20 protein-coding genes are annotated in these 24,972 nt (G+C 35.4%); 6 read left to right on the forward strand and 14 right to left on the reverse strand.

Annotated elements, in window-relative coordinates; all coding sequences use genetic code 11:
- Position 1: 1 nt before the first annotated feature.
- Both FB551_RS03490 and FB551_RS03495 read right to left on the reverse strand, forming a co-directional pair.
- The gene (locus tag FB551_RS03490) at positions 2 to 400 is read right to left on the reverse strand and encodes a DUF3408 domain-containing protein (protein ID WP_142015063.1); all 399 of its coding nucleotides are present in this window, start codon (positions 398 to 400) and stop codon (positions 2 to 4) included.
- Between the two features lie 10 nt (positions 401 to 410).
- Positions 411 to 1,178, reverse strand: a complete 768-nt coding sequence (locus tag FB551_RS03495; protein ID WP_142015065.1) for a ParA family protein — start codon at positions 1,176 to 1,178, stop codon at positions 411 to 413.
- 608 nt (positions 1,179 to 1,786) lie between these two features.
- Here FB551_RS03495 and mobA point away from each other — a divergent pair.
- Together mobA and mobB are read left to right on the forward strand one after the other, a co-directional pair.
- Positions 1,787 to 2,218, forward strand: coding sequence for a conjugal transfer protein MobA (gene mobA, locus FB551_RS03505; protein WP_142015069.1), 432 nt, complete (start codon positions 1,787 to 1,789; stop codon positions 2,216 to 2,218).
- A gap of 7 nt (positions 2,219 to 2,225) precedes the next feature.
- Positions 2,226 to 3,509: a conjugal transfer protein MobB gene (mobB, locus tag FB551_RS03510; RefSeq protein WP_142015072.1), complete on the forward strand. Its 1,284-nt coding sequence runs from the start codon at positions 2,226 to 2,228 to the stop codon at positions 3,507 to 3,509.
- A gap of 18 nt (positions 3,510 to 3,527) precedes the next feature.
- On the opposite strand, the gene FB551_RS03515 is transcribed toward mobB, so the two are convergent.
- Positions 3,528 to 4,535, reverse strand: coding sequence for a PDDEXK nuclease domain-containing protein (locus tag FB551_RS03515; RefSeq protein WP_142015075.1), 1,008 nt, complete (start codon positions 4,533 to 4,535; stop codon positions 3,528 to 3,530).
- A 179-nt stretch (positions 4,536 to 4,714) separates the two neighbouring features.
- Here FB551_RS03515 and mobC point away from each other — a divergent pair, with 179 nt between their 5' ends.
- Positions 4,715 to 6,712 (forward strand): conjugal transfer protein MobC, encoded by a 1,998-nt coding sequence (gene mobC, locus FB551_RS03520; RefSeq protein WP_142015078.1) that lies wholly within the window; start codon positions 4,715 to 4,717, stop codon positions 6,710 to 6,712.
- 249 nt (positions 6,713 to 6,961) lie between these two features.
- Here the strand turns inward: mobC and FB551_RS03525 are convergent, their stop codons facing one another.
- From FB551_RS03525 to FB551_RS03540, 4 genes are read right to left on the reverse strand one after another with little or no spacing between them, the layout of a single operon-like run.
- Positions 6,962 to 8,554 (reverse strand): MFS transporter, encoded by a 1,593-nt coding sequence (locus FB551_RS03525; protein ID WP_142015081.1) that lies wholly within the window; start codon positions 8,552 to 8,554, stop codon positions 6,962 to 6,964.
- Positions 8,554 to 9,600 (reverse strand): HlyD family secretion protein, encoded by a 1,047-nt coding sequence (locus tag FB551_RS03530; RefSeq protein WP_142015083.1) that lies wholly within the window; start codon positions 9,598 to 9,600, stop codon positions 8,554 to 8,556. The genes FB551_RS03525 and FB551_RS03530 overlap by 1 nt, the downstream gene beginning before the upstream one ends.
- Positions 9,601 to 9,610: 10 nt before the next feature.
- A complete protein-coding gene (locus FB551_RS03535; protein ID WP_142015086.1) occupies positions 9,611 to 10,945 on the reverse strand; it encodes a TolC family protein in 1,335 nt (444 codons plus the stop codon).
- Entirely contained in the window at positions 10,942 to 11,184 is a 243-nt protein-coding gene (locus FB551_RS03540) for a hypothetical protein (protein ID WP_142015089.1), read from the reverse strand. Before FB551_RS03540 ends, FB551_RS03535 begins: the two co-directional genes overlap by 4 nt.
- An 88-nt stretch (positions 11,185 to 11,272) precedes the next feature.
- Here FB551_RS03540 and FB551_RS03545 point away from each other — a divergent pair, with 88 nt between their 5' ends.
- Positions 11,273 to 12,061 carry an AraC family transcriptional regulator gene (locus FB551_RS03545; protein ID WP_142015092.1) on the forward strand — a complete coding sequence of 263 codons (789 nt, stop codon included), beginning with the start codon at positions 11,273 to 11,275 and terminating at the stop codon, positions 12,059 to 12,061.
- 111 nt (positions 12,062 to 12,172) lie between these two features.
- On the opposite strand, the gene FB551_RS03550 is transcribed toward FB551_RS03545, so the two are convergent.
- The 4 genes from FB551_RS03550 to FB551_RS03565 form a co-directional block, all read right to left on the reverse strand.
- Positions 12,173 to 14,245, reverse strand: coding sequence for a type IA DNA topoisomerase (locus tag FB551_RS03550; RefSeq protein WP_142015095.1), 2,073 nt, complete (start codon positions 14,243 to 14,245; stop codon positions 12,173 to 12,175).
- Between the two features lie 23 nt (positions 14,246 to 14,268).
- The gene (locus tag FB551_RS23580) at positions 14,269 to 15,657 is read right to left on the reverse strand and encodes a DUF3945 domain-containing protein (RefSeq protein WP_142015098.1); all 1,389 of its coding nucleotides are present in this window, start codon (positions 15,655 to 15,657) and stop codon (positions 14,269 to 14,271) included.
- Between the two features lie 98 nt (positions 15,658 to 15,755).
- Positions 15,756 to 16,370 (reverse strand): alpha-ketoglutarate-dependent dioxygenase AlkB family protein, encoded by a 615-nt coding sequence (locus FB551_RS03560; RefSeq protein WP_142015101.1) that lies wholly within the window; start codon positions 16,368 to 16,370, stop codon positions 15,756 to 15,758.
- Positions 16,371 to 16,464: 94 nt separating this feature from the next.
- Complete coding sequence (locus FB551_RS03565) at positions 16,465 to 17,247, reverse strand: XRE family transcriptional regulator (RefSeq protein ID WP_142015104.1); 783 nt, start codon at positions 17,245 to 17,247, stop codon at positions 16,465 to 16,467.
- A gap of 61 nt (positions 17,248 to 17,308) precedes the next feature.
- Between FB551_RS03565 and dinB the strand changes: the two genes are divergently transcribed.
- Both dinB and FB551_RS03575 read left to right on the forward strand, forming a co-directional pair.
- Positions 17,309 to 18,451, forward strand: a complete 1,143-nt coding sequence (gene dinB, locus FB551_RS03570; RefSeq protein WP_142015107.1) for a DNA polymerase IV — start codon at positions 17,309 to 17,311, stop codon at positions 18,449 to 18,451.
- A 12-nt stretch (positions 18,452 to 18,463) separates the two neighbouring features.
- A complete protein-coding gene (locus tag FB551_RS03575; RefSeq protein WP_142015110.1) occupies positions 18,464 to 21,538 on the forward strand; it encodes a DNA polymerase III subunit alpha in 3,075 nt (1,024 codons plus the stop codon).
- Between the two features lie 128 nt (positions 21,539 to 21,666).
- On the opposite strand, the gene FB551_RS03580 is transcribed toward FB551_RS03575, so the two are convergent.
- The 3 genes from FB551_RS03580 to FB551_RS03590 form a co-directional block, all read right to left on the reverse strand.
- On the reverse strand, positions 21,667 to 22,887 hold the full coding sequence (locus FB551_RS03580; protein ID WP_142015113.1) for a hypothetical protein: 1,221 nt from the start codon (positions 22,885 to 22,887) through the stop codon (positions 21,667 to 21,669).
- Positions 22,888 to 22,908: 21 nt separating this feature from the next.
- On the reverse strand, positions 22,909 to 24,147 hold the full coding sequence (locus FB551_RS03585; protein WP_142015115.1) for a hypothetical protein: 1,239 nt from the start codon (positions 24,145 to 24,147) through the stop codon (positions 22,909 to 22,911).
- Positions 24,148 to 24,311: 164 nt separating this feature from the next.
- Positions 24,312 to 24,884 (reverse strand): hypothetical protein, encoded by a 573-nt coding sequence (locus FB551_RS03590; protein WP_142015118.1) that lies wholly within the window; start codon positions 24,882 to 24,884, stop codon positions 24,312 to 24,314.
- Positions 24,885 to 24,972: the final 88 nt, after the last annotated feature.

Consider the following 24,972-nt stretch of genomic DNA (forward strand, 5'->3'; position numbering starts at 1 on the left):
GTTATAAAATGGGTTTAAAGTGATTGTTAAAGTAATTGGTAATTTCATTTCCATATTCCAAAAAATGCTGTTCCAGAATATTGTCGATGTAGGAATAAAGGGTTGTCCTTTCTTCTCTGGTAAGCTGTACAATCCGCAATAATCTTTCATGATACTCCGGGCGTATGTAAACGACTTTACCATTCCGTCCTGAAGGAAAGCGATTCGTTAAAAAGGTTTCCTCATAGTTTAGTTTTTTAGAAGAATAAGGTTTTGTTTTTTCTTTAGATTTTTGAACGGCTTGTTTGGTTACATGAGTTTCTTCATCAAGAGCCGGTTGTTCGCCACTGATGACCTGCATTAAATATTCTTCATCAACGGTAGGCTTTTCTAAATCGTTGTTGTCATTGTTTGTAGCCATCTTTCGGGTTTTATAGATTTGTGATTCTTAGAAATTCTTCAACAAACAGATCCATTCTTGTCGCTTTTAAAAGCAGATGTTCTGCTGGTAAAAGTGTTGATCTGAAAATACTGTTTCCGATATGGTCGGATTCCTTACGAAATCGTTTGCTATCCATGATTCGTGTCTGCATAATATTCATCTGAAGGGCGGCAATCGCTTTTTCGTATATTTCGTACAATCCTGTCTTTTCCCGTCCATCAATCTGATTCCAGAATAGCCAGAGCGCTTGTTCTGTAAGATCATGCTCACCGGAAGGAAGAGCCATAAAAGCTTTGGTAAATCCTAACGTACTTTCCACGACCAAACGGTCAGCGGTCATTGGGGCAAAAATAAAATCCATGGATTTCAAGGTTGTCAAAACCCCTTTGGTATTGGCAGTACCAGGCAGATCAAAAAAGATAATACCCGGAGCTATGGGAGTTTGTTTAATATATTGGTTCGATTCCTCCATTGCATTTTCTGCTTTACAGCGTATAATCGGATATGCTTTTTTATTAATAAGTTGGAATTGTTTCATAGCAGCCTTCTTATGGTAATCATTCAGCATAATTGCTTTTTTATCACGTTCCCTCATATTGCTTAGACTGTATTGTGGAAAATCACAATCCATGACTAAAACATCATATCCCAACCGGTAATGTAATACGCTGGCAAGTAATAGGGTAATCGTCGATTTTCCCACACCTCCTTTTTGAGTGGAGAAACTTACTTTTAAAGTTTTTTTTGTTGCTTTCATAACGTACGTGTTTATTGTTGTTTTATAATTTTGATTGGTAAGAATCTGTATAAGTTGATTTATATATTGAAATACTCCGGTATTATCCTAAATATCTAAAGATGTATACAGCTATATAATTTTTAGAGGTCATATTTGTAACTGCTTTGTTTAGAAGATATTTTTTTTTGAATATTCGTAACTGCTTTTTTGCTTTTGCGCTTTTATAGTTTTAAAACTTTACATTTTTATGATTTACCCGTTTCATTATCAATTTTATATGTTGCTGTAAAGGAAAGAGTTTTCAAACCCAGTGCGGATTTTCAGGTAATTGATGGTGTTATTTGGCAGCAATTGGAAGAGGGTAATATTGTATATATCTGCTTGCTTCTGTTTACCTTGTTGTATCGATTTTTAGGAAGAGTTAGTGTTTATTACGACATCTGAAAGATGTTGATCGTTTGTTACAACAGTTTTTGTGATATGGTAAATATAGTGTTCACCGGAACACGGCAAGTTGTGTTTTGAGTGCCTCATAACTGTTTTTTGTGCCTCAAAACAACTTGCCCAGCCGGGAGCTTTAAAACACTCTCCGAAGTCGAGGTTTACAAACTTTAAATGGATATCTAATGAATGATCAGAAAAATAATAAGAGAAGTAAAGGTGGGCGAAAGCCAAAGATAAACCCTTGTAATCACCGTTATGTTTTTCGGCTGGATGATGAAGACAATAGCAAATTTCTGTCTTTATTTGAAGCCTCTGGAATAGACAATAAAGCTAAATTTATAACATCCGTATTGTTTTCGAAAGAGATAAAAACAGTAAAAATTGATAAGGGTACGGTTGATTTTTATATGAGACTGACTTCTTTTTATTCCCAGTTTAGAGCAGTGGGTGTGAATTACAATCAGGTGGTTAAGTTATTATACACCCATTTTACCGAAAAAAAAGCCGCAGCATTTCTGTATCAGTTGGAGAAACACACTGCTGAACTTTCAGCTTTATGCCGTAAAATTATCGAATTGGCGAATGAATTTACTAACGAGAATATAGAAAAATGATGGTTCAATGATAGCAAAAATTGGCAGAAGCAGTAATTTATATGGTGCCTTAGCATATAATCATCATAAAGTTGAAAAGGGACAAGGACAAATTTTGTTGATGAATAAAATGGTGGAATCCACAGATGGAGCGTATACAATATCCCAATTAATGAGATCTTTCGATCCTTATCTGGCTGCCAATCTAAAAACGGAAAAGCATACGGTACATATATCGCTTAATCCCGATCCGAATGATAAGGTCAGCGATAAGGATTTTGTAAAGATGGCAGAAGAGTATATGAAGGAGATGGGGTATGGAGAGCAGCCCTACATGGTGTTTAAACATACTGATATCGACCGTACCCATATTCATATTGTGTCTGTATGTGTTGATGAAAATGGTAGGAAAATATCAGATCGATTTGAGAAAAGGCGATCGATGAATATGTGCAGGCAACTTGAAAATACCTATAATTTATTGCCAGCTGCAGAAAATAAGGATTTTAAAAATAATCTGGTTTTCAAACCGGTTGATTATCAGTCCGGAAATATTAAACATCAGATCGCCTCAGTCATCAGGAATATAGCTGATGTGTATTCCTTTAAAACACTTGGAGAGTACAATGCTCTGCTTTCATTGTTCAATATAGCGGTTGAAAAAATTGAAGGTGAACTGCATGGAAAATCACAGCGGGGTTTGGTGTATTTTGCATTGGATAAAAACAAACATAAGATTGGAAACCCCTTTAAAGCTTCAACGATGGGAAAAGCCACACAGCTGCCTGCACTGGAATCTCATTTTTTAAAAAGTAAAGAATCTACTCTTCAATCGAATAAAACTGAAATTAAAAGTAAGATTGACAATGCCCTTAAAGTGAGTCATCATGAAAAAGATTTTGTTGAGAAATTAAAGTCTGTGGGTGTCAATACGGTAATCCGCAGAAATGAAGCCGGACGTATGTATGGAATCACATTTATTGATCATAACTCTCAAACAGTATGGAATGGGTCAAATTTAGGAAAAGAATATTCCGCTGCTGTCTTTAATGATTTATGGAAGGATCCTGAATATTTAAAAAGATCTTCTAATGAAAAGCAGGTACAACCTGAATCACTCCTAACCAATCAATTTTTACCCCTTCAACTTCATCCCTTATTTGGATTTTTAAATGATGACAATAATGATTTATGTGACACTGAATCAATGGACTCATTTCACGGATTGTTGCCAACGGTGCCGGGAGAAGACTATGAAGAACAGATTTTTTTACAGCAAATGCAGAAGAGGAAAAAGAAAAGAAAAAGATAGTCTGATGACCTCTCATACTTAACTTTCTTTTTGCATGATCGCTTGTACCTTTTGCTGTAATTCTTTTTTATCAGGTAAATACAACTGGTATTTGGATACAAATATTTTATTAGAAATACCACCTGTTGCATATTCTACCAATACTTCATCTTTTTCCGCAGAAAGGATAATACCTATAGGCTCATTATCATCCACTACATTTTCTTCAGCTTTGAAGTAGTTCAGGTATAAATTCATTTGTCCTATGTCATTGTGCTCGACCTGTTTTATTTTTAAATCAATCAGCACAAAACATTTTAAGATACGATGATAGAATACGAGATCAATATAAAAATGCCTGTTACGAAGTGATATTTTATACTGTCTTCCTACAAATGTAAAACCTTTTCCCAGTTCTAAAAGAAACATCTGCAGGTTGTCAATAATCTTCTGTTCCAACGCTTTTTCGGTAACACGATGACTTTGAGGTAATTTTAGAAAGTCCAATACATAAGGATCTTTTATAGCCTCTGTGGAATCGGTTACGATGTGACCTTTTTCCGCCAGCTGCAGTACACCCTTTTTATCTTTGCTCAATGCCAGCCTTTCAAAAAGGGAAGAGTTGATCTGCCTTTCCATTTCGCGATAGCCCCAATTTTCCAGTACTGCCTGCTTTTCATAGAACTTCCTTGCCGTATCATCGGAAATACCCAACAATGTAACCAGATGAGTCCAGCTTAATTTGGCAGGCACTGCCTGCCATTTTTGATAGGTCAGATAAAATCTGCGCATATCTAAAATGTTACGCCTGCCAAATCCTTTACCATAACGCTGTCTCAGATCTTTGGAAAGTGTTGCCAGTAAGTTACTTCCGTATTCCGCACGTTCTTCACCATGCTGCTCATATTCCACGATATGCCTGCCAATTTCCCAGTTGGCTTTCACCAGTTCAGTGTTAACTGCCTTAACTGCATTTTGTCTTGCAACCTCAATAGCGGATCCGATACTGTCCAGTAGTTCAGTGTATGTTGATTGTACAGGTTTCATTGATATTTTGTTATAGGACAAATGTAAAAAATTCCTTGGTCAACAACTGCTATGATCCATGAGAAAATAAGTTTCAGTACTGTGCCAAATGCTTCCTTATAACGCCTGACACTGCCAGTGTAGAAAGCAGACTTCTGTCACCCGGTAAATTCATCATCCTAACTTTAAAAATTAATGATATGCAAGGTGAAGATGATCTACGGGGCTTAGCTAAAATTATGGCATTTATGCGTGCCGTCAGTATTATAATATTGCTGATGCATTATTACTGGTATTGTTATTCCTTTTTTCATGAAAAAGGATGGACATTGGAAATCATCAACAGAATACTGCAGAATTTCCAGAGAACGGCAGGCTTGTTTTCTCACAATCTCTATACAAAAGTTTTTACCATTGTATTACTCTCTTTAAGTTGCCTGGGAACAAAAGGAGTAAAAGACGAGAAGATAACCTGGTCTCAGATTATTGGTTTCATGGCAGTAGGAACGGTGATGTTTTTCTTCAATACTATTTTGCTGAAATGGGGTGGGGCAGGCATTCTTTTATATATGCTTTCAATGTCGATAGGATATATCCTCCTAATGGTATCAGGGGTATGGATGAGCCGTCTGTTAAAACATAACCTGATGGATGATGTATTCAATAATGAGAATGAAAGTTTTATGCAGGAAACCCAATTGATGGAAAATGAATACTCTGTGAATCTTCCTACTAAATTCTATTACAAAGGAAAATGGAATCAAGGCTGGATCAATATTGTCAACCCATTCAGAGCAACCATTGTACTGGGAACTCCGGGATCAGGAAAGTCATATGCTATCGTCAATAATTATATCAAACAGCAGATCGAAAAGGGTTTCTCCATGTATATCTATGATTTTAAGTTTGATGATCTTTCAACAATCGCTTATAATCATGTATTGCAACATCAGGATAAATACAAAGTAAAACCAAAATTTTATGTTATTAATTTTGATGATCCCCGAAGAAGTCACCGGTGCAATCCTTTAAATCCTGATTTTATGACGGATATTTCAGATGCTTATGAAGCAGCCTATACCATCATGCTTAATTTAAACAGAACGTGGATTCAAAAGCAAGGGGACTTCTTCGTGGAATCTCCCATTATTCTTTTAGCTGCTATTATCTGGTTTCTGAAAATATATGAAAATGGTAAATACTGTACTTTTCCTCATGCCATTGAACTGCTCAATAAAAAATACTCTGATGTTTTCACGATTCTAACTTCTTATACTGATCTTGAGAACTATCTTTCCCCTTTCATGGACGCGTGGCAAGGTGGCGCACAAGACCAGCTTCAGGGGCAGATCGCCTCTGCTAAAATCCCTTTATCACGAATGATATCTCCTCAGCTATATTGGGTCATGACCGGTGATGATTTTTCATTGGATATCAACAATCCAAAAGAACCGAAAATATTATGTGTAGGAAATAATCCGGATCGGCAGAATATCTATTCAGCAGCACTTGGGCTCTATAATTCCAGAATCGTAAAGCTCATCAATAAAAAAGGACAATTAAAAAGCTCAGTGATTATTGATGAATTGCCCACGATTTATTTTCGGGGATTGGATAATCTGATTGCAACCGCAAGAAGTAATAAAGTAGCTGTCTGTTTAGGATTTCAGGATTTCTCCCAGTTGACAAGAGATTATGGAGATAAAGAAAGTAAAGTGATTCAGAATACAGTGGGGAATATATTCAGTGGTCAGGTCGTGGGAGACACGGCTAAAAATCTCTCGGAACGTTTTGGAAAAGTCCTTCAGAAAAGACAAAGCATGACCATCAACAGAAATGATACGTCCACTTCTATATCTACGCAACTGGATAGTCTGATACCTGCTTCCAAAATTTCAACATTAAGTCAGGGAATGTTTGTAGGGGCTGTGTCTGATAATTTTGATGAAAGAATTGAACAGAAAATGTTTCATGCAGAAATTGTTGTGGATAATGAAAAAATAGCTGAAGACACTAAATCTTATCAGCAGATACCGCAGATTTTATCATTTGTAAATGATAGTGGAGAAGACCGGTTCACATCAATTATTGAAGAGAATTACAAAAATGTTAAACAGGACGTTATGAGGATCATTGAAAATGAAATTGAGCGTATAAAAACTCACCCTGAGCTACAGCATTTAATACCAAAAGAATAAAGTAAAAATCCCCGGAGACCGGGGATAAAAACTAATAACCATGAAAACTCAAATTAAACATGAGAATCGGGTGCAAATTTACTGTAAATAAGTTTTTTTTCCGATTCACCTCATCTATGAGTTGTATTGTAAAGTTTCGTAAAAATTATTTGGATTGAATACCTAACCCTCATAAGTATAATGAATGGTATCATATCTAATATTTATTTTCACAATTATACTCTGAGGCAATATTTTCTATCATAAAGTTTAATAAGGTATATTCCCTTTCCTTAATCTCAAAACAACATTTTTAATTTGAGGTAAGAGAAGTAAAGTGGCTATTACGAAAATCACACCAGTTAGCATCCAATCATAATAATCTCTAGTAGCACGAGCCAATATTTGATGACCTACCATCTGATTAAGATATCCTGTGGAAACTACTTTTGAGGTATAGATATCACTACCTGCATTCATATATTGATTTTGGATATCGAGTAAGGTAGCTGGCAATTGAGGGTTGGTTTCTGTAATTGCTTCCCGAAACTTTTCCCGAACTTCTGATTTAGTAAATAACTGAAGTTCGTTACTAAATGCCAGACTGGCTGTAAACCCTGTAAACCTAGCGAGTATCCCTACAAATGATGCATTAATTGCGATTTTAGGTGGTGCTGAAGAAGCGGTAAATGAAACAATCGGGACAAACAATACACCTGTTGCCAATCCATAAATAAACATAGGAAAAATGAAATCTATTGTATCGCCCTGTACAGAAACAAACAGTATCATATAGGCATAATATACTGCCATCATCCCAAAACCAACAATAATAATACTTATCAGATTATAACCCATTAAGACAAATCGGGAAGTAAGGAACATACTCAGTATAGTTACTAAAATTACAGCAGTCCATATGGGAATGGTGCTCAGTGGATCATTTCCTAAAAGCACTTCAAGATAGCCGTAGGCAAGCCCTGTACTTCCTTTAAAGATGTAAAAGGTAAAAAGAAGTAATAATCCAATAACAAAATTCTTTGCCTTAAAGATCTGCAAGTTGATTAATGGTCGTTTAAGTTTTAATTCTCTAGTGATAAAAAGCGCAAGAATGATTAGATTACCCAGACTAAGAGCTGTAATTAATGAACTATCGAACCATCCTAATTGTCGCCCGTAGACGAAAATGTATCCCAATATTAAGATAAATGATACATAAAACAGATAGCCTGCCCAATCCACCTGATAAAGTGGAATCTTTTTGGTAAATCGAGCCTTACCGTTCATTGTTAGCAATACGGTAATTGTTAGAATGAGGAGTATGATAATAAATCCGTAATATAACCAGTTAAAATCAAAGAAATGAATGACAACACTGGTCAAGATCGAATAAAAAGGTACAGCAATCTGTATGCTGCCATAAAGTAGACTGTAAGCAATCACGCGGGCTCGTACTGAATGTAATCGCGGAAAAATAAGTTGTAACACAATACCTGACATCAATGCACAGGTAACTCCTAACAAAAACTGGCACAAAACAAATAGTATCCAATCTTTGAAATAAAAACATATCATTGAGCATATCGCATTTACAGCAAGTGCTATCAGTAGATATTTCCTAGGTGCAAAATATTTTACAATTCTAAAATCCAGTGCAAGGAAAGCGACGGTAGAACCATAAATAATGACCATGCCATATTGTACATCGGTAGGTTGTATGCCGTAAAACCCCATCACCGCAATCGGACTGCCGTAAAAGGCGAAGCTAAACAGACAAGTCATCAGAATGGCAAATATAGTGGATCTCGCCACCCATTCAGATACCCAGGATTTGAAAATCGGTATTTTATGTGCTTGCATCATTAATTTTTTAAAACATAAACATTGGCATTCATTCCGGCAGAGAGTTTTCCTAACTTTTCAGGCGCATCGGTCAATTTAATCCGAACAGGAATACGTTGGATGATTTTGACAAAATTACCTGTAGCATTATCTGGTGGAAGTAATGAATAACGGGAACCGGTGGTTGGCGAAAGTGATTCGATATTGCCGTTAAATGTTTCGTTCGGAAAAGCATCAACTTCTATGGATACCGCCTGTCCGATTTTAAAGTTGCCAATCTGTGTTTCTTTAAAATTTGCAATCACCCATTTTTGTTCCGCTTTGTTCATCAGGAATGCCAGTGTTTGCCCAGCTTGTATCAGTTGACCTTCCTGAATAGTCTTTTTACCAATTTGTCCATCAAAAGGTGCAGTGATGACCGTATATCGAATGTCCAGTTCCTGTCGTTGAAGAAGTGCTTCTTTGATTTTTATTTCCGCCTGTACAGCAAGATGTTGAGCTCTAAAATCATTCAATTTGGATTCCGCTACTTGTAATGAAGCTTTGGCCTGATTATAGTCTGACTGTGCAATAGATAAAGAAGTACTGATGTTGTCAAATTTTTGTTGTGTGGTAGATTCATCCGCCAGTAGATTTTTATAGCGGTCAAATTCTTTTTGTTGTTGGTTCAATCTCGCTTTAGCTCCTGCCACTTGCGCTTTGATGACTTCAATACTTTCGAACTGCGTTTCTTCGTTCGCAGTCAGTATAGGTAATTTGGCGTGTGAACTCATGAGTTCTGCTAATGCGGCATCTTTTTTCAGCCCATACTCGTCCAATTCAATTAGCACAAGCGTATCACCTTTTTTAACCAGCTGATTGTCCTTGTAATATATTTTACTGATATACCCGCCCACTTTTGCGTTTATGGGTGAGAGATAAGCATCTATCTGTGCATCATTAGTCTGTTCATAGCGATATCCCTTTAAAAAATAGATAGCCCCCCAAATAATGATTCCTACGAATAATGTAATCCCCAACCATTTGGTTAAGCTTACAATAATTTTATCTGTTTTATTTTTATTCATGATATTTGTATTAAAGAATTCCTATAATTGCTAATAGTCTGATATGAGTTACTTTTACGTTTGTTTGAGCTGTTGTCAGATTAAATTTTGCTTCCAATAAAGCGTTTTCAGCTTCCAAAAGATCGGTCAGTAACGATTCCTGATTCATGTAGCTACTTCTGATAACACGGACGGTTTCTGTAGTTTTAATGATGTTTTGTTCTGCCATTTCCACGCTCTCCAAAGCCTGTTTTAGCTGTAAATAAGTTTCTTTTACCTGAAGAGAGATTTCGTCCTTCTTTATTTCTGCTTTTTCTTTAACCTGATTGCTGACAACGTGGGCACGAGCAATTGTATGTTTACTTTTATACAGATTATCAATAGAATACTGTACTTTAATTCCTGTCTGACCAAATCCCCACAAGTCATTTGAATACGGATAAAAGGAAATCTGAGGATAGGTGTAATTATAGTTAGAGTATAAAGAAACTTTTGGGAATAGTGTAGCTTTAATCTGTTTGATATTCAATTCGCTCAATTTGATATCACTAATAGCCATTTTGTATTCAGAAGATTGATTAAAAGCAATATCTGCATAATCATTATAGTCGTCATCTGCGATAGCATTTAAATCAATTTCATCTTCGTGTTTTATGGCAAGTTCCGTATCATCTTCACGCCCCATCAGTATATTAAGTCGTTGTTTAGCAATTTCAATCTTTTTTTTGGTATCGGAAAGGCTAAGTTCCAGTTGCGATAACTTTACTGAGGTTCTCAGCACATCACTCTTTAGAACTGTACCGTTTTTATGAAGGCTTTCTATGAGTTTCAATTGTTTTTTTTCGGATTCAATTTCTGCAGTAAGAAAATCATGGAAGTGAAGAAATTTATACAAATCAAAATAAGCAACGGACACATTGTATTTTACACTGTGCTTTTGCAGATCTACCTCATATTGTTTTCGTGTCTCTTCTTCCTTTTTCATGGCTATATTCCTTTTTTCTTTACCACCATTGAAGAGATTAAAGTTTAAATTGTAGCCTGCATCATATCCATAGCCTTTTATAGGCACATCCTGTGGAGAGGAGAATAATCCGTTGTCGTAAATCAGAAATTTGGAATTTGCCTTTATATTCCCGCTTACAGAAAGTTCCGGCAATAAACGATCTTTCGCTTCCAATATTTCTATTTTACTTTGCTGAAGATAGAGATCAGATAGTTTTAGTTGCCTGTTATTGAGTTCGGCCAACTTCCAGGTTTCTTCCAAACTTAATGGTTTAATATTTTCTCTATTTTGAGCATACATTGGGGATGCAATTGACATCAGAACGATACCTAAAATAAGGGTTGTCTTGTAATGTTTCATGAGTTCTTTTTAGATGATAGATTTTTCCTAGATAACCATTTCTTAACCAATTTTTTCAGCTCATCGAATGCAAGGGTTGCATCTATCATCGGCATAAAAGGACTGGAATACGCATAAGCATACCAGTATATATTTGATTTGTCTATTTCTTCATGGGGTTGTAGTATTTTATCACTTGTTTTTTTATCTGGAATCTCAAGCGCAAAATTGCTGTTAGGATTTATGATTTTATGTTTCATAATGATTTAATTATTATACAGCAAAATTATTGAGCATACAATTTTTTGTTTTTATATAATTAGCCTAATATTTGTTATATTTGGCCATATGGACATCCTTAAACAACTTATCAGTATTGTGGATCAAAATCCTGATTCAATCATGGTGATGAGACAGCAGATGGAGCAGCGTCTGCCTGCCCATCAGCATGGTAAGGCTCAGCTGTTATTAGTTTATGGTGGGATTGCTTACCTGCAGACAGAAGAAAAGGATTTCTATATTCCATCTAATCATTACATCTGGATACCTAAAAATTATCCTCACAATCTGATGTTTAATACTAAGGATCTGTATATTATCAATATTTATTTTCCGGAAAAAACAACTGAAGGTTTTTATGATGAATTGGGTATTTATCCAGTAAGTAAACTCGTTGCAGAAATGCTCTCATTTAGTGAAAAATGGCAGGGTGATTATTACAAAGGTTCATGGGAATTTGAATTTTTATCAACACTTAAAGGCACATTATCAAAAGAAAATCTTAAAAAATTTTCAATTCAACTTCCTACAACAGATGATGAGAGACTTAATTCGATAATCAATGGCTTTAGAAATCGGTTAAATGAAGACTTAACCTTGGAGAGTATGGCAAAGCAGTCGGGAATGAGTGTGAGAAGTCTAACAAGATTATTCCAGACTAAACTGCACATTACATTTGTTCAATATTTAAAAATGTTGAGAATTATTCGGGCGATGGAATTAGTAAAAGATACAGATTTGAATATGACCGAAATAGCCTATGAAATTGGCTACTCTAATATATCTGCATTTAGCAATAATTTTCATCAAATGACTAATATGAGACCAACCCAATTTAAAGAAATGTCAGGAGTCTGATATTTCATTATTCTGAATGTATTTCTTAGGTTTGGAGAGAAGATATCTTTTCAAATGATTTTTCTCAATATCTTAAATAATGGTTTGCTTTAAGAGAAAATTATTGGTTTACTATTGTTTCCTTTCAAATTCAAATGAGCTTTCAACTTTGTCATTCAAGATGATATGAGCATTAAAAGTTTTTCCTGACTTACTTTTCATTCCTTTTATTAATGAAGTTCTACCGCCATTAACGAGGCTTTCGATATCATGTAATGATATTTGGATACCGCAGATATTTCTAAACTGCAACCAACTGCAATGATCATCAGGACACTTCACAATATGGTCATGAATAACCAAATACTGCGTTTTACATTTTGGACATCTAATATTGGGAAGATGAGGCTGTTCAATGGGAATCTGCAGTAATTCCTCAGTAACAGATTTTGTATAGCTTTCGATTTGCTTTTGAAATTCAGGTGCCTTTGATTCATTATTTTCTATACGCTGCATTTCTAATTCCCATTCTGCAGTTAAAGAAATATCAGCTATTTTTTTATCTTTTACGAGATCATGAACATATAGACCTTTATCAGTTGGGATGATTGATTTTTTATCTCTTTTAATATAACCCCGATGAATTAACGTCTCAATAATAGATGCCCTTGTTGCAGGTGTGCCAATGCCTATATTTTTTAATATTTTCCGCTGTTCTGTTTCTTCAATATCTTTTCCTGCATTTTCCATTGCAGACAATAGGCTTCCTTCAGTATAAAGACTTGGAGCGTGGGTTTTCTTTTCGAGGATCGAAATCTTTTTAATTTTGAGTTCTGCACCTTCCTTAATCTCAGGCAACTCCTCAACCAACTCCAAATCATCTGAAGAAATACCGGTGATATTACGCCAACCTTTTTGTAAGATTTTACATCCCTGAGCTGCAAAATCAAAATGAAGCACCAATAAACCAATATTTGTTATTTCTTTTATACAAGGCTGTGAAATAGCCTCCAGTAATCGAAAAGCAATCAGTTCATAAATCGCATTTTCTTTCGCCGTAAGTGCTGAGGGTATTTTTTCAGTAGTGAGCAGCCCATGATGATCAGTAACCTTAACATCATTCACAATTCTTTTGCTGAAGTTTCCCCAAGGAAGGGAACCCGCTGCCTTTTTATAGGGTTCTTTTTCCTGAAGAATTCTGATGAGATCAGGTATTTCCGGCCATAGATCTTCCGGAATGTATTGACTTCCCGTTCGGGGATAGGTAATAAATTTATTCTCATAGAGACTCTGAGCAATATTCAGCGTTTCCTCTGCACTGAAATTTAATCTCTTGTTTGCTTCTTTTTGAAGACCTGTTAAATCAAAAAGGAGAGGAGGTTGCTCTTTTACCGTTTTTACATCAATGGAGGTAATTGTTGCTGTTGTCGGGTTTCTTTCCAATGCTTTTACAATATCTTCAGCTTGTTTTTTTTCTGTGAATTTTAGTTTACCAAGACTTTTAAATTCTATATAATCTTTTTGATGACGTAATTCAATCTGGCAGTATTTTTGGCTGATGAAGTTTTTGTGTTCCTGATAACGTTTGCAGATTAAACCCAATGTCGGAGTCTGAACCCTGCCTAAGGAATATAATCCGCTACCTGCGGCTATCGTCAATGCCTGAGTGGTATTAATACCCAATAACCAGTCAGCCCTGCTTCTGCACTGACCCGCATAAAATAAGCCATCATACTGACCTCCGGGTTTTAAATTTTGAAAACCTGTTTTAATGGCTTTTTGTGTTAAGGAACTGATCCATAGCCTTTCAAACGGTTTTTTGCAATTCAGATATTCATAGATATACCTAAAGATAAGCTCTCCTTCTCTTCCTGCATCTGTAGCGACAATAATACGTTCACCTGCATCGAATAACTTTTCAATGATTTTCAGTTGTTTGGATGCTCCCGTGTCCAATATAAATTGCTCACCCTTTTTTACTTTTCTGATGGTTAATTTGAAAGATTCGGGTATAATAGGTAAAGCTTGTTTACTAAAACCTGAAATGCCGTAATCTTCAGGCATCGCCAATGCCAGTAAATGGCCAAAAGACCAGGTAACGGCGTAGCCATTACCTGTTAAATATCCGTCGTTCTTTTCAGTTGCTCCCAAGACCATCGCTATTTCTCTGGCAACACTGGGCTTTTCTGCTAATACTACTTTCATACCGATCGTTATTAAAGTTTACATCAGACACCTCGCCTTCTTGCACGAGACTGAGGTTTATCCTGTTTTGCCTGCTGACTTTTATCTTTAGGGGTTTGTTGCCCTTTCTGTAAAGGTTCTTTTAAATTCTTAGTCGCTTCATTGGTTTTACCTTCTGAGTTAACTGCTGTTTGTGTTTTGTGTTCCTCCATAGGTTTTGCCTGTTCTCTGACTTTATTTGGATTTTGAAACGAAAAATCTACTTTTCCTGTCTCCTGATTAAGGGTGATATATCCCTGATAAGGCTGACCTTTTTTATCCAGCAGTCCATCAAGATAGATGGTTTGCCCACCTTTAAATTTCTCATACTGTTCATCACTTAAATCCTTGCCTCTGAATGTTTTTGGAATTTCCGAGTGAGATTGTTGTTGATGCTCTTTATGATCAAACAGAAATTCCACATATTTTTTATCAGCATTAAACTGAACATGTGCATTAAAGGGTTCTCCTTTGGTAGAAATCATGCCTTCCAGATAGAGAGCTTTACCTTCTATCAAAGTTTGTTTTTGCTCTTCATTTAATTTGATACCTTTAATCTCATCGGGAATTTTGATATTTTCAACTTTGTAAGCAACCAGTTCATTCGTCAGACGGTCTCTGCTGATAACGGAAGGAATAATTTCATCAGTCTTTGGATTAATAAGCTCAACAACACGTCCCATATTACCGTTTTCCATTAAATTTTTTTTGTCTTCTGCAGTAAACTCATGACCCAGAAACTTGAAATTGAAATTGGGTTCTTTTCTGATTCCATGAATATTGATGACCACATCTCCGGCATCATTGGTATTCAGTGAAAGCCGGGCATCCATTCTGGTAAGGGCTGTTCCTAGATTGATGGTAACAGGAACAAGACCATTGGTTTTAAATCCTTTTAACATAGGATCTAAAGCATTTGCTTTTTCTAATTTTTCTTGAGTTAAGCCAAATTTTGACATCGTATTCCAGTCGATTTGATCAGCAGAATACTGATACTCTTTTTCTGATAAAGGGGTTGTACTCATTGTATTGGTATTTGGGGTTAATATTTTGTAAGTGTTTAGAAATTCTTCACCCTCAGTACTGGGGTGGGTAAGGTGATGCTGGATCTGTTTTCCTATATTTTCTGATTCTTTAAGTGGCGATTTAAAAAAGTTGAACAGAGTCGGATTTTTAAGTTGACTCAAAAAATTGGAGAAAAAGTTGGAGAATAGATCACCCTGTTTATCAATCTTTAGAAATTGATTTTGATTCTTCTTGGTGTTAGGTACTGTTTTTAAATCTCCTTTATCGTCCACTGTTTTCACAGCTTCAATCTTATTGGTTTTGGGATTGAAAACCAATAGAATATTGATTAAAGAAGGATCCGGTTGAGTGTTTTGAATATCTTCCATGATGCTAAATATTTAATTTAACATCGAAGGTAGCGGACTAAATTTGTTAAGAAAATAGGTTGGAATGAAGTGGAAGCCTTTGGCTGTAAAAGGTTGAATCAGATATTGTTAATTAATCTGAAAGTAAGATTGATGCGCTCTTTCATAGGAGTGGCTGATTTAGCAATTCGATGCTCCCAGTTTTCCTGTAAATCACCTTTCATAATAAGCAAAGAACCATGGGGAAGCGGCAGACTGTATTTACTCTGATGATGGTCTTTCTTTCTGAAATCGAAATTCCTGGTTTGTCCGAGACTTATTGAAGCAATAACCGGTCGTTTCCCATATCTGCTTTCTTTGTCCCTATGCCATGCAACAGAATCATTGTTATCTCTGTACAGGTTCAACAATACACCATTAAATCTGTATCCGAACTCATTTTCAATTCTTTCTTTTAACGAAAGTAGTTCCGAGGTCCATGAATTAGTTTTTGAGGAGTTGCTGTCTGCGGGTTGATAAGATTTCTTATCATCACCGTACCATGCTGTTAATCTCGGAGTCAGAACCATTTTGTCATACATCTTTTGAGTACGCTGTTCCCAAGGAGTATTTTCTAATAGTGATGCTTGAAGTGTATCCGCCTCTTCCGCACTTAAAAAATGCTCCTTGTATTCCAAAAGATCTTTTGGAAATTCATAAAATTCTTCTGCATCGAATAAACTGAGTTGGCTCATTGTGATATTTCATTAAAATATTTATCTTTACAATAACCCGTTAACACGGGATTTTTTTTCATCATTTGTGTTTTTACTTCCCTTCGGGGAAGTTTTATTTTGTTTTCATGCTAAGCAGCCTTTTTTCTAGATTACTGATACTCCTTTTGGCATCATCGACCAGATTTTTCAGACTCTCCTCATCAGGTAGATAATGCGGTTTGTAGTCCTGAGGTAAAATTCCTCTGACATACCGCCATATTTCCACGACATCTTTAAGAAAAATATCATATGGCTCATAAAACATATTATCTGCAGCTACAGTAATTGTTCTGGAATTTCGTTTAACAAAAGTTTTATAGGTGATTCCCTCAGTCGTAACAAAAATATATTCTTTTTTGGCTTTGAGATCTTCAGGTCTTTCAACATATTCCCCAATAATAATTGACTGATCTGCAAAAGGAGGCATAGAATCTCCATCTGCAAGGAAAGCTCTGAACTTACCGTTTTTCAGAAACGGAAGCTGCATCTTCTGAAGGCTTTCCATATATTCAGGGTCGCTGTATCCGTTTAAATAACCCATAGAAGCTTTTTGAGGAACAATCTCAATAAAATTATCGCCATTTGAATCTACTACAACTGGTAAAATAATTTTATTACCCGGAAGTTTAACAATATCATCTAAAGGAAACTTACGAATATCAATACTGACCAGTAAATCAATACTGACCTTATGATACTTTGAAATCCTTAATAAGATTTCTATCGGTGGTTCAGAGCGACCATCTTCGTACTTCGCATACCGCTCACGGGTAATGGTAAGGTCAGCTGAAATCTTTGCCTGAGAGATTTTCTTCTGATCTCTCAGAAACCTGATGTTTTCTGAAAAAATTGACATTGGTATAATTTATACCAGCAAATATATAAATTTTGAGACAAATAGTATCTAATTTTGTCGCATGAATCGTTCGATAGTACATATGGATCTGGATACTTTTTTCGTCTCTTGCGAACGGAAAAAGAATTCAGAATTGGCGGGAAGACCGATCATCATTGGAGGTGGTGACCGTGGGGTTGTTGCATCCTGCTCATACGAAACACGATTCTTTGGCGTACGATCGGCTATGCCCATCAAGATGGCTTTACGCTTATGCCCTGAAGCAATGGTGATCAAAGGTGATATGGATATGTATCTTAACATGTCTCAGCTTGTTACCGAAGTAATCAGAGATAAAGTTCCGGTAATGGAAAAAGCAAGTATTGATGAGTTCTATCTTGATCTCTCAGGAATGGATAAGTTTTTTGGTTGTTATAAATGGACTCAGGAAGTCGCACAGGCAGTTACAGACAATACAGGGCTTCCCATCAGTTTTGCACTTTCTACCAATAAGACCGTGGCTAAAATAGGTACTGGTGAATCTAAACCTGTCGGAAAACTTGAGGTTAAAGAAAAAGATGTGCAGCCTTTTCTGAATCCTTTATCTATTAAGAAGATTCCCATGGTAGGCAATGAGACATTCCAGTTACTGTCAAGATTAGGAGTCCGTACCATTGAAACGCTTTCCCAGACGCCGCCTGACGTATTGCAGCAGCTGATTGGCAAAAACGGAACAGTGCTCTGGAAAAAAGCCAATGGGATTGATGAAACGCCAGTCATGCAGTATTCTGAAAGAAAATCCATTTCTACGGAAGATACCTTTTCACAGGATACCATTGATGTGTTTGCTGTGAGAAGTATTCTTTCGGGAATGGTGGAAAAGCTATGCTATCAGCTAAGGGAAGAGAAATGGCTTACTTCCACAGTGGTGGTAAAAATCCGCTATTCCAACTTTGATACGGAAACAAAGCAATGCAGAATCCCTCATACTTCAGCTGATCATACCTTACTGAAATATGTACTTGAAATGTTCAATAAACTTTATACCAGAAGGATCAGGATCAGAATGGTGGGTGTAAAATTTACCAACCTCGTTCATGGATGCCACCAGATGAATCTCTTTGAAGATACTGAGGAACAGATCTCACTGTATCAGGCAATGGACAAAATTAAAAACAGGTTTGGTACAACCAGTGTATGCAGGGCTTCAGGTTTAATACGTTAAAAATTTTAGGTTATGTTTCTCAATTGTCATTCTTTTCACAGCTTACGCTATGGAACCATTCCTATTCAGGATCTTGTTCAGCAGGCTGCTGAGCATAATGTAAGATGCTTAGCATTAACGGATATCAATACTGTTACCGGAATCTATGATTTCTATAAACTTTGTAAGGAAAAAGGGATCAAGCCTATTGTAGGAATGGAAGTGAGGGTGGATCATGAACTATATTATATCTGTCTTGCCAAAAATCCTAAAGGGATTGGAGAAGTCAATAAACTTCTCACCGATTACAATTGTGATCATGTACAGATTCCAAAGATCAATCCTAATCTTCCTAATAATATCATCATTTATCCTCTGCATAATCTGTCGGAAAAATTATATGATAATGAATACATCGGTATTCGATACGACGAACTTAATCTGTTGATAAAACCTGAACTGAAAAAGCTGATTCCTAAAATGGTTATTCTTCATCCCGTAACATTTAAAACAAAACAGGAATATAACCTGCACAGGATATTGCGAGCCATTGACAACAATACATTGTTATCAAAGCTTAATGAATCAGATGTTTGTAAGGCTACAGAAACGTTTGTTGATAAAAAAGAACTGTTGCAGAAATATATTCATTATCCTCAGATTATCGAAAATACTAAATCAGTGATCGGTTCCTGCAGTTTTGATTTTGATTTTTCTACTCCTAAAAACAAGAAGTATTATACAGATTCAAAAGAAAATGACATTAAGCTGCTGAGAAAATTAGCTTATGAAGGATTGGAAAAAAAGTACTCAATGAATCATACAGAAGCTAAACAAAGACTGGAAAAGGAATTGGCAGTCATTGACCAGTTGAATTTCTGTGCGTACTTTTTAATAACCTGGGATATTATCCAATACAGTAATAAAATGGGATTTATGCATGTTGGAAGGGGGAGTGGGGCTAACTCGATTGTTAGTTATTGCATTGGTATTACCGCTATCTGTCCGTTGGAACTTGACTTGTATTTTGAACGATTTCTGAATCTTAACCGCAAGACTCCCCCTGACTTTGACATTGACTGGAGCTGGCAGAGAAGGGATACTATTCTGGAATACATTTTTAAAAAGTATGGAAAAGATCATGTCGCTTTTTGCGGAACGAATGTTGAGTTTAAATACCGTTCCATTTTCCGTGAAGTAGGAAAAGCATTCGGGCTCCCGAAAGAAGAACTGGATGCCCTGGCGACAAAACCCATGAATCAGCATGATAATAATTCAGTATTCAGGCTTGTTCATAAATATGGAAAATTGTTAGAGAAATTTCCCAATCAAAGAAGTATGCACTCATGTGGAATCTTGATATCGGAAGAACCTATTACCAATTATTCCGCACTGGAGATGCCTCCTAAAGGATTTCCGATTGTGCAGTTCGATATGCATACTGCTGAAGATATCGGACTGGAAAAATTTGATATCCTCTCTCAACGGGGTTTGGGAACTATTAATGATACCGTACAACTTATTGAAGAAAAAAGAGGAATTACTGTAGATATAGAAGATACAACCCTTTCTAAAGATGAGGTAAAATGTAATGAATTTCTGAGTATCGGAAAAACTATCGGATGTTTTTATATTGAATCGCCCGCCATGCGGGGATTGCTGAGAAGACTGAAGTGCGATAATTATAAAGTGCTCGTGGCTGCTTCATCGATTATTCGCCCGGGTGTAGCGCAAAGCGGAATGATGAAAGAGTATATTTTCAGACATAATAATCCTACTCAGTTTGAATATTTTCATGAGGTTTTCGAAAAGGAACTGGGTGAAACCTACGGCATTATGGTATATCAGGAAGATGTCATTAAAATTGCCTTACATTTCGGAGGGTTACCTGCCTCCGATGGTGATGTTCTTCGCAGAGCTATGAGCGGTAAGGGCCGTTCTCTGGCGGCACTTCAGAAAGTGAAAGATCATTTTTTTGAATCCTGCAGAGCTAAAGGACATCCTGAACAGCTGTCTAAAGAGGTATATCGCCAGATAGAATCTTTTGCCGGATATTCCTTTTGTAAAGCACATTCCGCATCTTATGCCGTTGAAAGCTACCAGAGTTTATTTCTTAAAGTCTATTATCCTATCGAGTTCATGGTATGTGCCATCAATAACGGAGGTGGCTTTTACAGAACGGAAGTATATGTGCATGAAGCTAAGATGTCGGGAGCTGCCATTAATAATCCATGTGTTAATTTCAGTGAATGGCAAACCACAGTATACGGAACTGATGTCTATCTGGGACTGATGCATATCGAAAAACTGGAAGCAAGACTGGCTCAGTTGATTCCTGAAGAAAGAAAAAAGAATGGGGATTACCGATCCTTAGAGAACTTTGTCAAAAGAATTCCTATAGGCATCGAAACATTACAGATCCTGATTTTTATCGGTGCATTCCGGTTTACAGGAAAACAAAAACATGAACTGCTTATTGAAGCAAGATTTTTATTAGGGAATAATAAAGAGGTTTACCGGCAGCCTACCTTACTGGAGGAGCCGCAAAAAAGCTACCACCTTCCTAAGATTGAAAGAAATAAGTTTGAAGATGCTTTTGATGAAATAGAAATTCTGGGGTTTCCGGTTTCCTTTTCTCCTTTTGATCTTCTGCAGACAAAATACCGTGGATCAGTAATGGCTAAGAATCTGATACAATACCATAAGAAGCAGATAAAAATGCTGGCCTATCTGATTTCAAGAAAACATGTTCCTATCAAAAATAAACGGGATGGAAATAAACGGGATGAAATGTTCTTTGGAACCTGGATTGATGCAGAAGGCGAGTATTTTGATACTGCTCATTTTCCGGATTCTCTTAAACAATATCCTTTTCAGGGAGGAGGATGTTATCTGCTGTTGGGAACTGTGGAAGTCGACTTTCATTTTCCTACGATTACCATTCATAAAATGGCAAAAATGCCTTTCATTCCCGATCCCAGATATTCAATGGATCAGGAAAAATCTCAGGAAATACAAAGGAATCTTAGGGAAGACGTTAGTATGACCTTTAGAAAACCTTATCCACAGGAACATGAGATTGGGTTGCCTAGGGAAAAGATGAGGTAGTCTAATTAATTATAAAAATCAAAAAGAGTTATATTTTTTTAATTTGAGAAATGACCTTAAAATTATGGACATAATATAAAAGATATTTTACTCTATTTCAAAGTTGTAAAAAATAATTATAGAAATAATTAATAAAGTTCAATATATTGGCTCTGATAGCTTATTTCCGGAGCATCAACTGATATTTTATCAAAAATTTGTCTTTCTAAGATTTGTATCATTCTTTTTATCAAATGTATAACATCACTATATTCATCCGGATTAGATGTTGTGATATGAAACTCACTTTCTTTGTTGTGTACGATGCTGTTTCTTATTCGATAAATAAGAGTTGCAATATGTGATGGTTCATTGTTGTTAAATCCATTCATTCCCCAATACTTTCTAATAAATGTACTTTCAGTTGCACTTAGTGGAGCAAAATTAAAATTTCCTGAGGCAATTTCTGCGGAAAATATTTTCTCAAAATTACGTTTCAGTAATTGGAGTTCTTTATTACTGGAATCACCTTTGCCCGTTAGGCTATGTATCTCTCTAATAAAAGTTCTATTATTTCGCGCCTTATCCTCCAGTTCAACTAACTCACGTCTGTATGCCAAATATTCAATAATATGATAAAGTTTAAGAAACCTTGTGATAACATCACTAGCGTGATTTAACTCATTGATAATATCAAAAAGTTCAAAATATTGTTGATAATTAGTAGTATGAACTAAAGCAGCGTTTGCACCATGTAACAATGAATAATCCAGGACAGGAGCAAGTTTAATTTTTCCACCTTGTAAAAGCTCTTTATAATAAAGATAGCCATAAATACTTAAATTACTGTTTGGTGCCGCAATCTTTCGAACCAAAATTCCATGAAGATCATCAGAATTTTCAATTAGAATTAATAGACCAATTGCTTTGGTGGTATCAGTATTATTTATTGCGGTTGATAGATAATCGACAAGAGTACGATATGCAGAAGGGATATTGTCAATTAATGATAAAGGGGTAATTTCAACCAATTTCTTTAGTGCTAAATAACCAAATTCACTATCCGCATAACTAAATGCTCTATTTCTTTTAAGAAAATCCGGTTGTGCAAAATTAATTAATTCTATTGCTGTGAGTGAAATAAATTGATTATCCAGATAGTCTGAACCAATTTTTGCTTCTTTAAAAGAATCAAGCAATTCATAAATTCTCGGTACTGCAATAATTAAAGGGTCATTTTTTAATGTATCAATTATTTGATCATTTGAAATCAGATCGTTATCTACTTGAGGATTAAAATCAGCTATATTCAATCCATAATGCGAATGGATTATTTTGTACAGATTCTTTAGTATTTCTCTACCGTTCATAGAACTTTTTGTTTTTTTAGATTATGCATTAAAAATCATTTCCCAAGAAGGCTTTTTACCTTCGAGTAGCTCTATGGTATAATTCATGATCATTTTTCTAATAAAGCTACCGATATTCACTGATCGGCTTGACATGAGATTATATTGAGCAGTAAAGCCATTTAGATCATATCCAATCTTATCGACTTTCTCCATAAGCTCTTCAAAACTTGCTTCTGTTAGTCTCGATAAATCATCTATTGGCATTTTTTCATCTACTTTGGCATAGCTTCCCAAACCTGCTAATATTCCTGTTATGGTAGTATCTTTTACAAACCATTTATTTCCTTCAGTCTCTCCTTCTTTTTGAAGTATAGCTTCGTCGAGATATTTCAAATTCTCTAAGAATGATTTAATAAAATCACTACTAAATATTTCTTCGTTTATATTATCGGTAGATTGATCTTGACTTAGTTCCTCAATATCTAAATCATCCAAGGAAACACGAAGAGCTTTTTTCTCCAAAAATGAACGTAATCCTATTATTATTGAGGTAAACATATAGTCACCAGCCATTCTGTCACCTGATTTTATTTTTGTTGCATCTGCATCTTTTTCTCTGAATAGGCGAATTCCTAACTGTTGAGCTTGCAGATCTTCCCATAAGTATAAAAAAAGTAATTCATATTGATGTGTTGTACTTACACTTCGCTGTCCAGCGTTTAAAACTAACATCTTATGAATAACTTTTTTAGGTGTAAGGTTTACCCAAAGAATAAAGTAAACATCAAAACTGTAAAAAGCATCTCGAATCTTATCAAATTCTTTATCATTAAATAATTTCTTAATCTTTGCTAAAGAAACAATTCCACTGTCAAAGAAAATAGGATACTTCTCTTTGATATATTTTGCGAACGTAATAGGATCTACATCTTTGTCTGCTTCATATTCTTTAACTAATTTATTATGAGCCCAAAGCCTGAACGTTCTTTGAAGTCCATCCAAAATCTCGATTTTTTCCATATCCACTTTAATTTCGTCACCAACTTTTGACGTTATCAATTCGTGACTGTAAGTGAGGGTTATCGGCGGAATTGGATCTTTTTCTTTTATTGTAGTTACTAAACTATCAAGATATTGATTTTTTACAATTTTTCTTTGTATCGAAAAGTTATAAAATCCTTCTTTCAAACTTTCAAGATATTCTTCTAGGTTTCCTTTGCAAAGAATCCACTCTCTATCTCCTAATGATTTGTAGTCTAATATTTGTACTTTAAACATTTCGCTTTACTTTTTTTAACTTGAGAGGACCGCAGATTAGCATCCTTGAATTGATTAGAAATAATTTTGTCAGAAAATAGCATTTATTGTAAAAATACAAATTTAAATGATTTTGAAAAAAACTATTTGGTATGCATTAACCGGATAGTTATGATGTACATTAATTATTTGAATGTCAACGTAACAGTATGAACTGCAGAATTTTCATATTCGCTACCAATATCAGCGCCTACACCCCAGATTTCAAATTCTACTCCTAATGCAGTAATATTTTTTATCATAAATGAAATTTCAACTGAAAATTCATTTTTTTCCAATCCGGTAATTACATCCTTGGTATCAATCCATTGAGTTGCAGCTTTGACAATAGCTTTTGTTAAATTATTTTCAAAACTCTGTATTCCATTTTTTTTTGAACCTGATTTTAAATTTGCTAACGAAGTTTTTGCATAATTAAATTTAACAGTGGTGGCTTTTTCAAGTTGCCATTTTTTTGTTGCTTTGACAAATAATTTAAATTCACCTCCTCCTTTAGCATCATAAGTAGTTGATAAAGCAATCTCGGCATTCTTAATCTCAATTTTCCTGCCTTCTAAATCGGCACTCGCACGACTTAAGCTATTATTAATAATAGATATCATTGATTTAAGTGGATAAGTGGTAGGTGAAGATTCTGTTGTTTGTGCGAATAGAAGATTTCCAAAAAGGCACAATAGTAATAAAATTAAATTTTTCATGATTAGTTTTTATGGTTTTTAAGTTTGCTCTAAGTTACTCAATTGAACATAATTATCAGTATTAAATTTTATCATTAAAACTCTCAAT

This window comes from Chryseobacterium aquifrigidense (genome assembly GCF_006716485.1).
In the GTDB taxonomy this organism is placed as follows: Bacteria; Bacteroidota; Bacteroidia; order Flavobacteriales; family Weeksellaceae; genus Chryseobacterium; species Chryseobacterium vietnamense.

What these genes read in the sequence shown, in the direction of transcription:
- FB551_RS03490 (WP_142015063.1), bottom strand. Translation starts at nt 400, where the DNA reads ATGGCTACAAACAATGACAACAACGATTTAGAAAAGCCTACCGTTGAT.
- FB551_RS03495 (WP_142015065.1), bottom strand. Translation starts at nt 1,178, where the DNA reads ATGAAAGCAACAAAAAAAACTTTAAAAGTAAGTTTCTCCACTCAAAAA.
- mobA (WP_142015069.1), top strand. Translation starts at nt 1,787, where the DNA reads ATGAATGATCAGAAAAATAATAAGAGAAGTAAAGGTGGGCGAAAGCCA.
- mobB (WP_142015072.1), top strand. Translation starts at nt 2,226, where the DNA reads ATGATAGCAAAAATTGGCAGAAGCAGTAATTTATATGGTGCCTTAGCA.
- FB551_RS03515 (WP_142015075.1), bottom strand. Translation starts at nt 4,535, where the DNA reads ATGAAACCTGTACAATCAACATACACTGAACTACTGGACAGTATCGGA.
- mobC (WP_142015078.1), top strand. Translation starts at nt 4,715, where the DNA reads ATGCAAGGTGAAGATGATCTACGGGGCTTAGCTAAAATTATGGCATTT.
- FB551_RS03525 (WP_142015081.1), bottom strand. Translation starts at nt 8,554, where the DNA reads ATGATGCAAGCACATAAAATACCGATTTTCAAATCCTGGGTATCTGAA.
- FB551_RS03530 (WP_142015083.1), bottom strand. Translation starts at nt 9,600, where the DNA reads ATGAATAAAAATAAAACAGATAAAATTATTGTAAGCTTAACCAAATGG.
- FB551_RS03535 (WP_142015086.1), bottom strand. Translation starts at nt 10,945, where the DNA reads ATGAAACATTACAAGACAACCCTTATTTTAGGTATCGTTCTGATGTCA.
- FB551_RS03540 (WP_142015089.1), bottom strand. Translation starts at nt 11,184, where the DNA reads ATGAAACATAAAATCATAAATCCTAACAGCAATTTTGCGCTTGAGATT.
- FB551_RS03545 (WP_142015092.1), top strand. Translation starts at nt 11,273, where the DNA reads ATGGACATCCTTAAACAACTTATCAGTATTGTGGATCAAAATCCTGAT.
- FB551_RS03550 (WP_142015095.1), bottom strand. Translation starts at nt 14,245, where the DNA reads ATGAAAGTAGTATTAGCAGAAAAGCCCAGTGTTGCCAGAGAAATAGCG.
- FB551_RS23580 (WP_142015098.1), bottom strand. Translation starts at nt 15,657, where the DNA reads ATGGAAGATATTCAAAACACTCAACCGGATCCTTCTTTAATCAATATT.
- FB551_RS03560 (WP_142015101.1), bottom strand. Translation starts at nt 16,370, where the DNA reads ATGAGCCAACTCAGTTTATTCGATGCAGAAGAATTTTATGAATTTCCA.
- FB551_RS03565 (WP_142015104.1), bottom strand. Translation starts at nt 17,247, where the DNA reads ATGTCAATTTTTTCAGAAAACATCAGGTTTCTGAGAGATCAGAAGAAA.
- dinB (WP_142015107.1), top strand. Translation starts at nt 17,309, where the DNA reads ATGAATCGTTCGATAGTACATATGGATCTGGATACTTTTTTCGTCTCT.
- FB551_RS03575 (WP_142015110.1), top strand. Translation starts at nt 18,464, where the DNA reads ATGTTTCTCAATTGTCATTCTTTTCACAGCTTACGCTATGGAACCATT.
- FB551_RS03580 (WP_142015113.1), bottom strand. Translation starts at nt 22,887, where the DNA reads ATGAACGGTAGAGAAATACTAAAGAATCTGTACAAAATAATCCATTCG.
- FB551_RS03585 (WP_142015115.1), bottom strand. Translation starts at nt 24,147, where the DNA reads ATGTTTAAAGTACAAATATTAGACTACAAATCATTAGGAGATAGAGAG.
- FB551_RS03590 (WP_142015118.1), bottom strand. Translation starts at nt 24,884, where the DNA reads ATGAAAAATTTAATTTTATTACTATTGTGCCTTTTTGGAAATCTTCTA.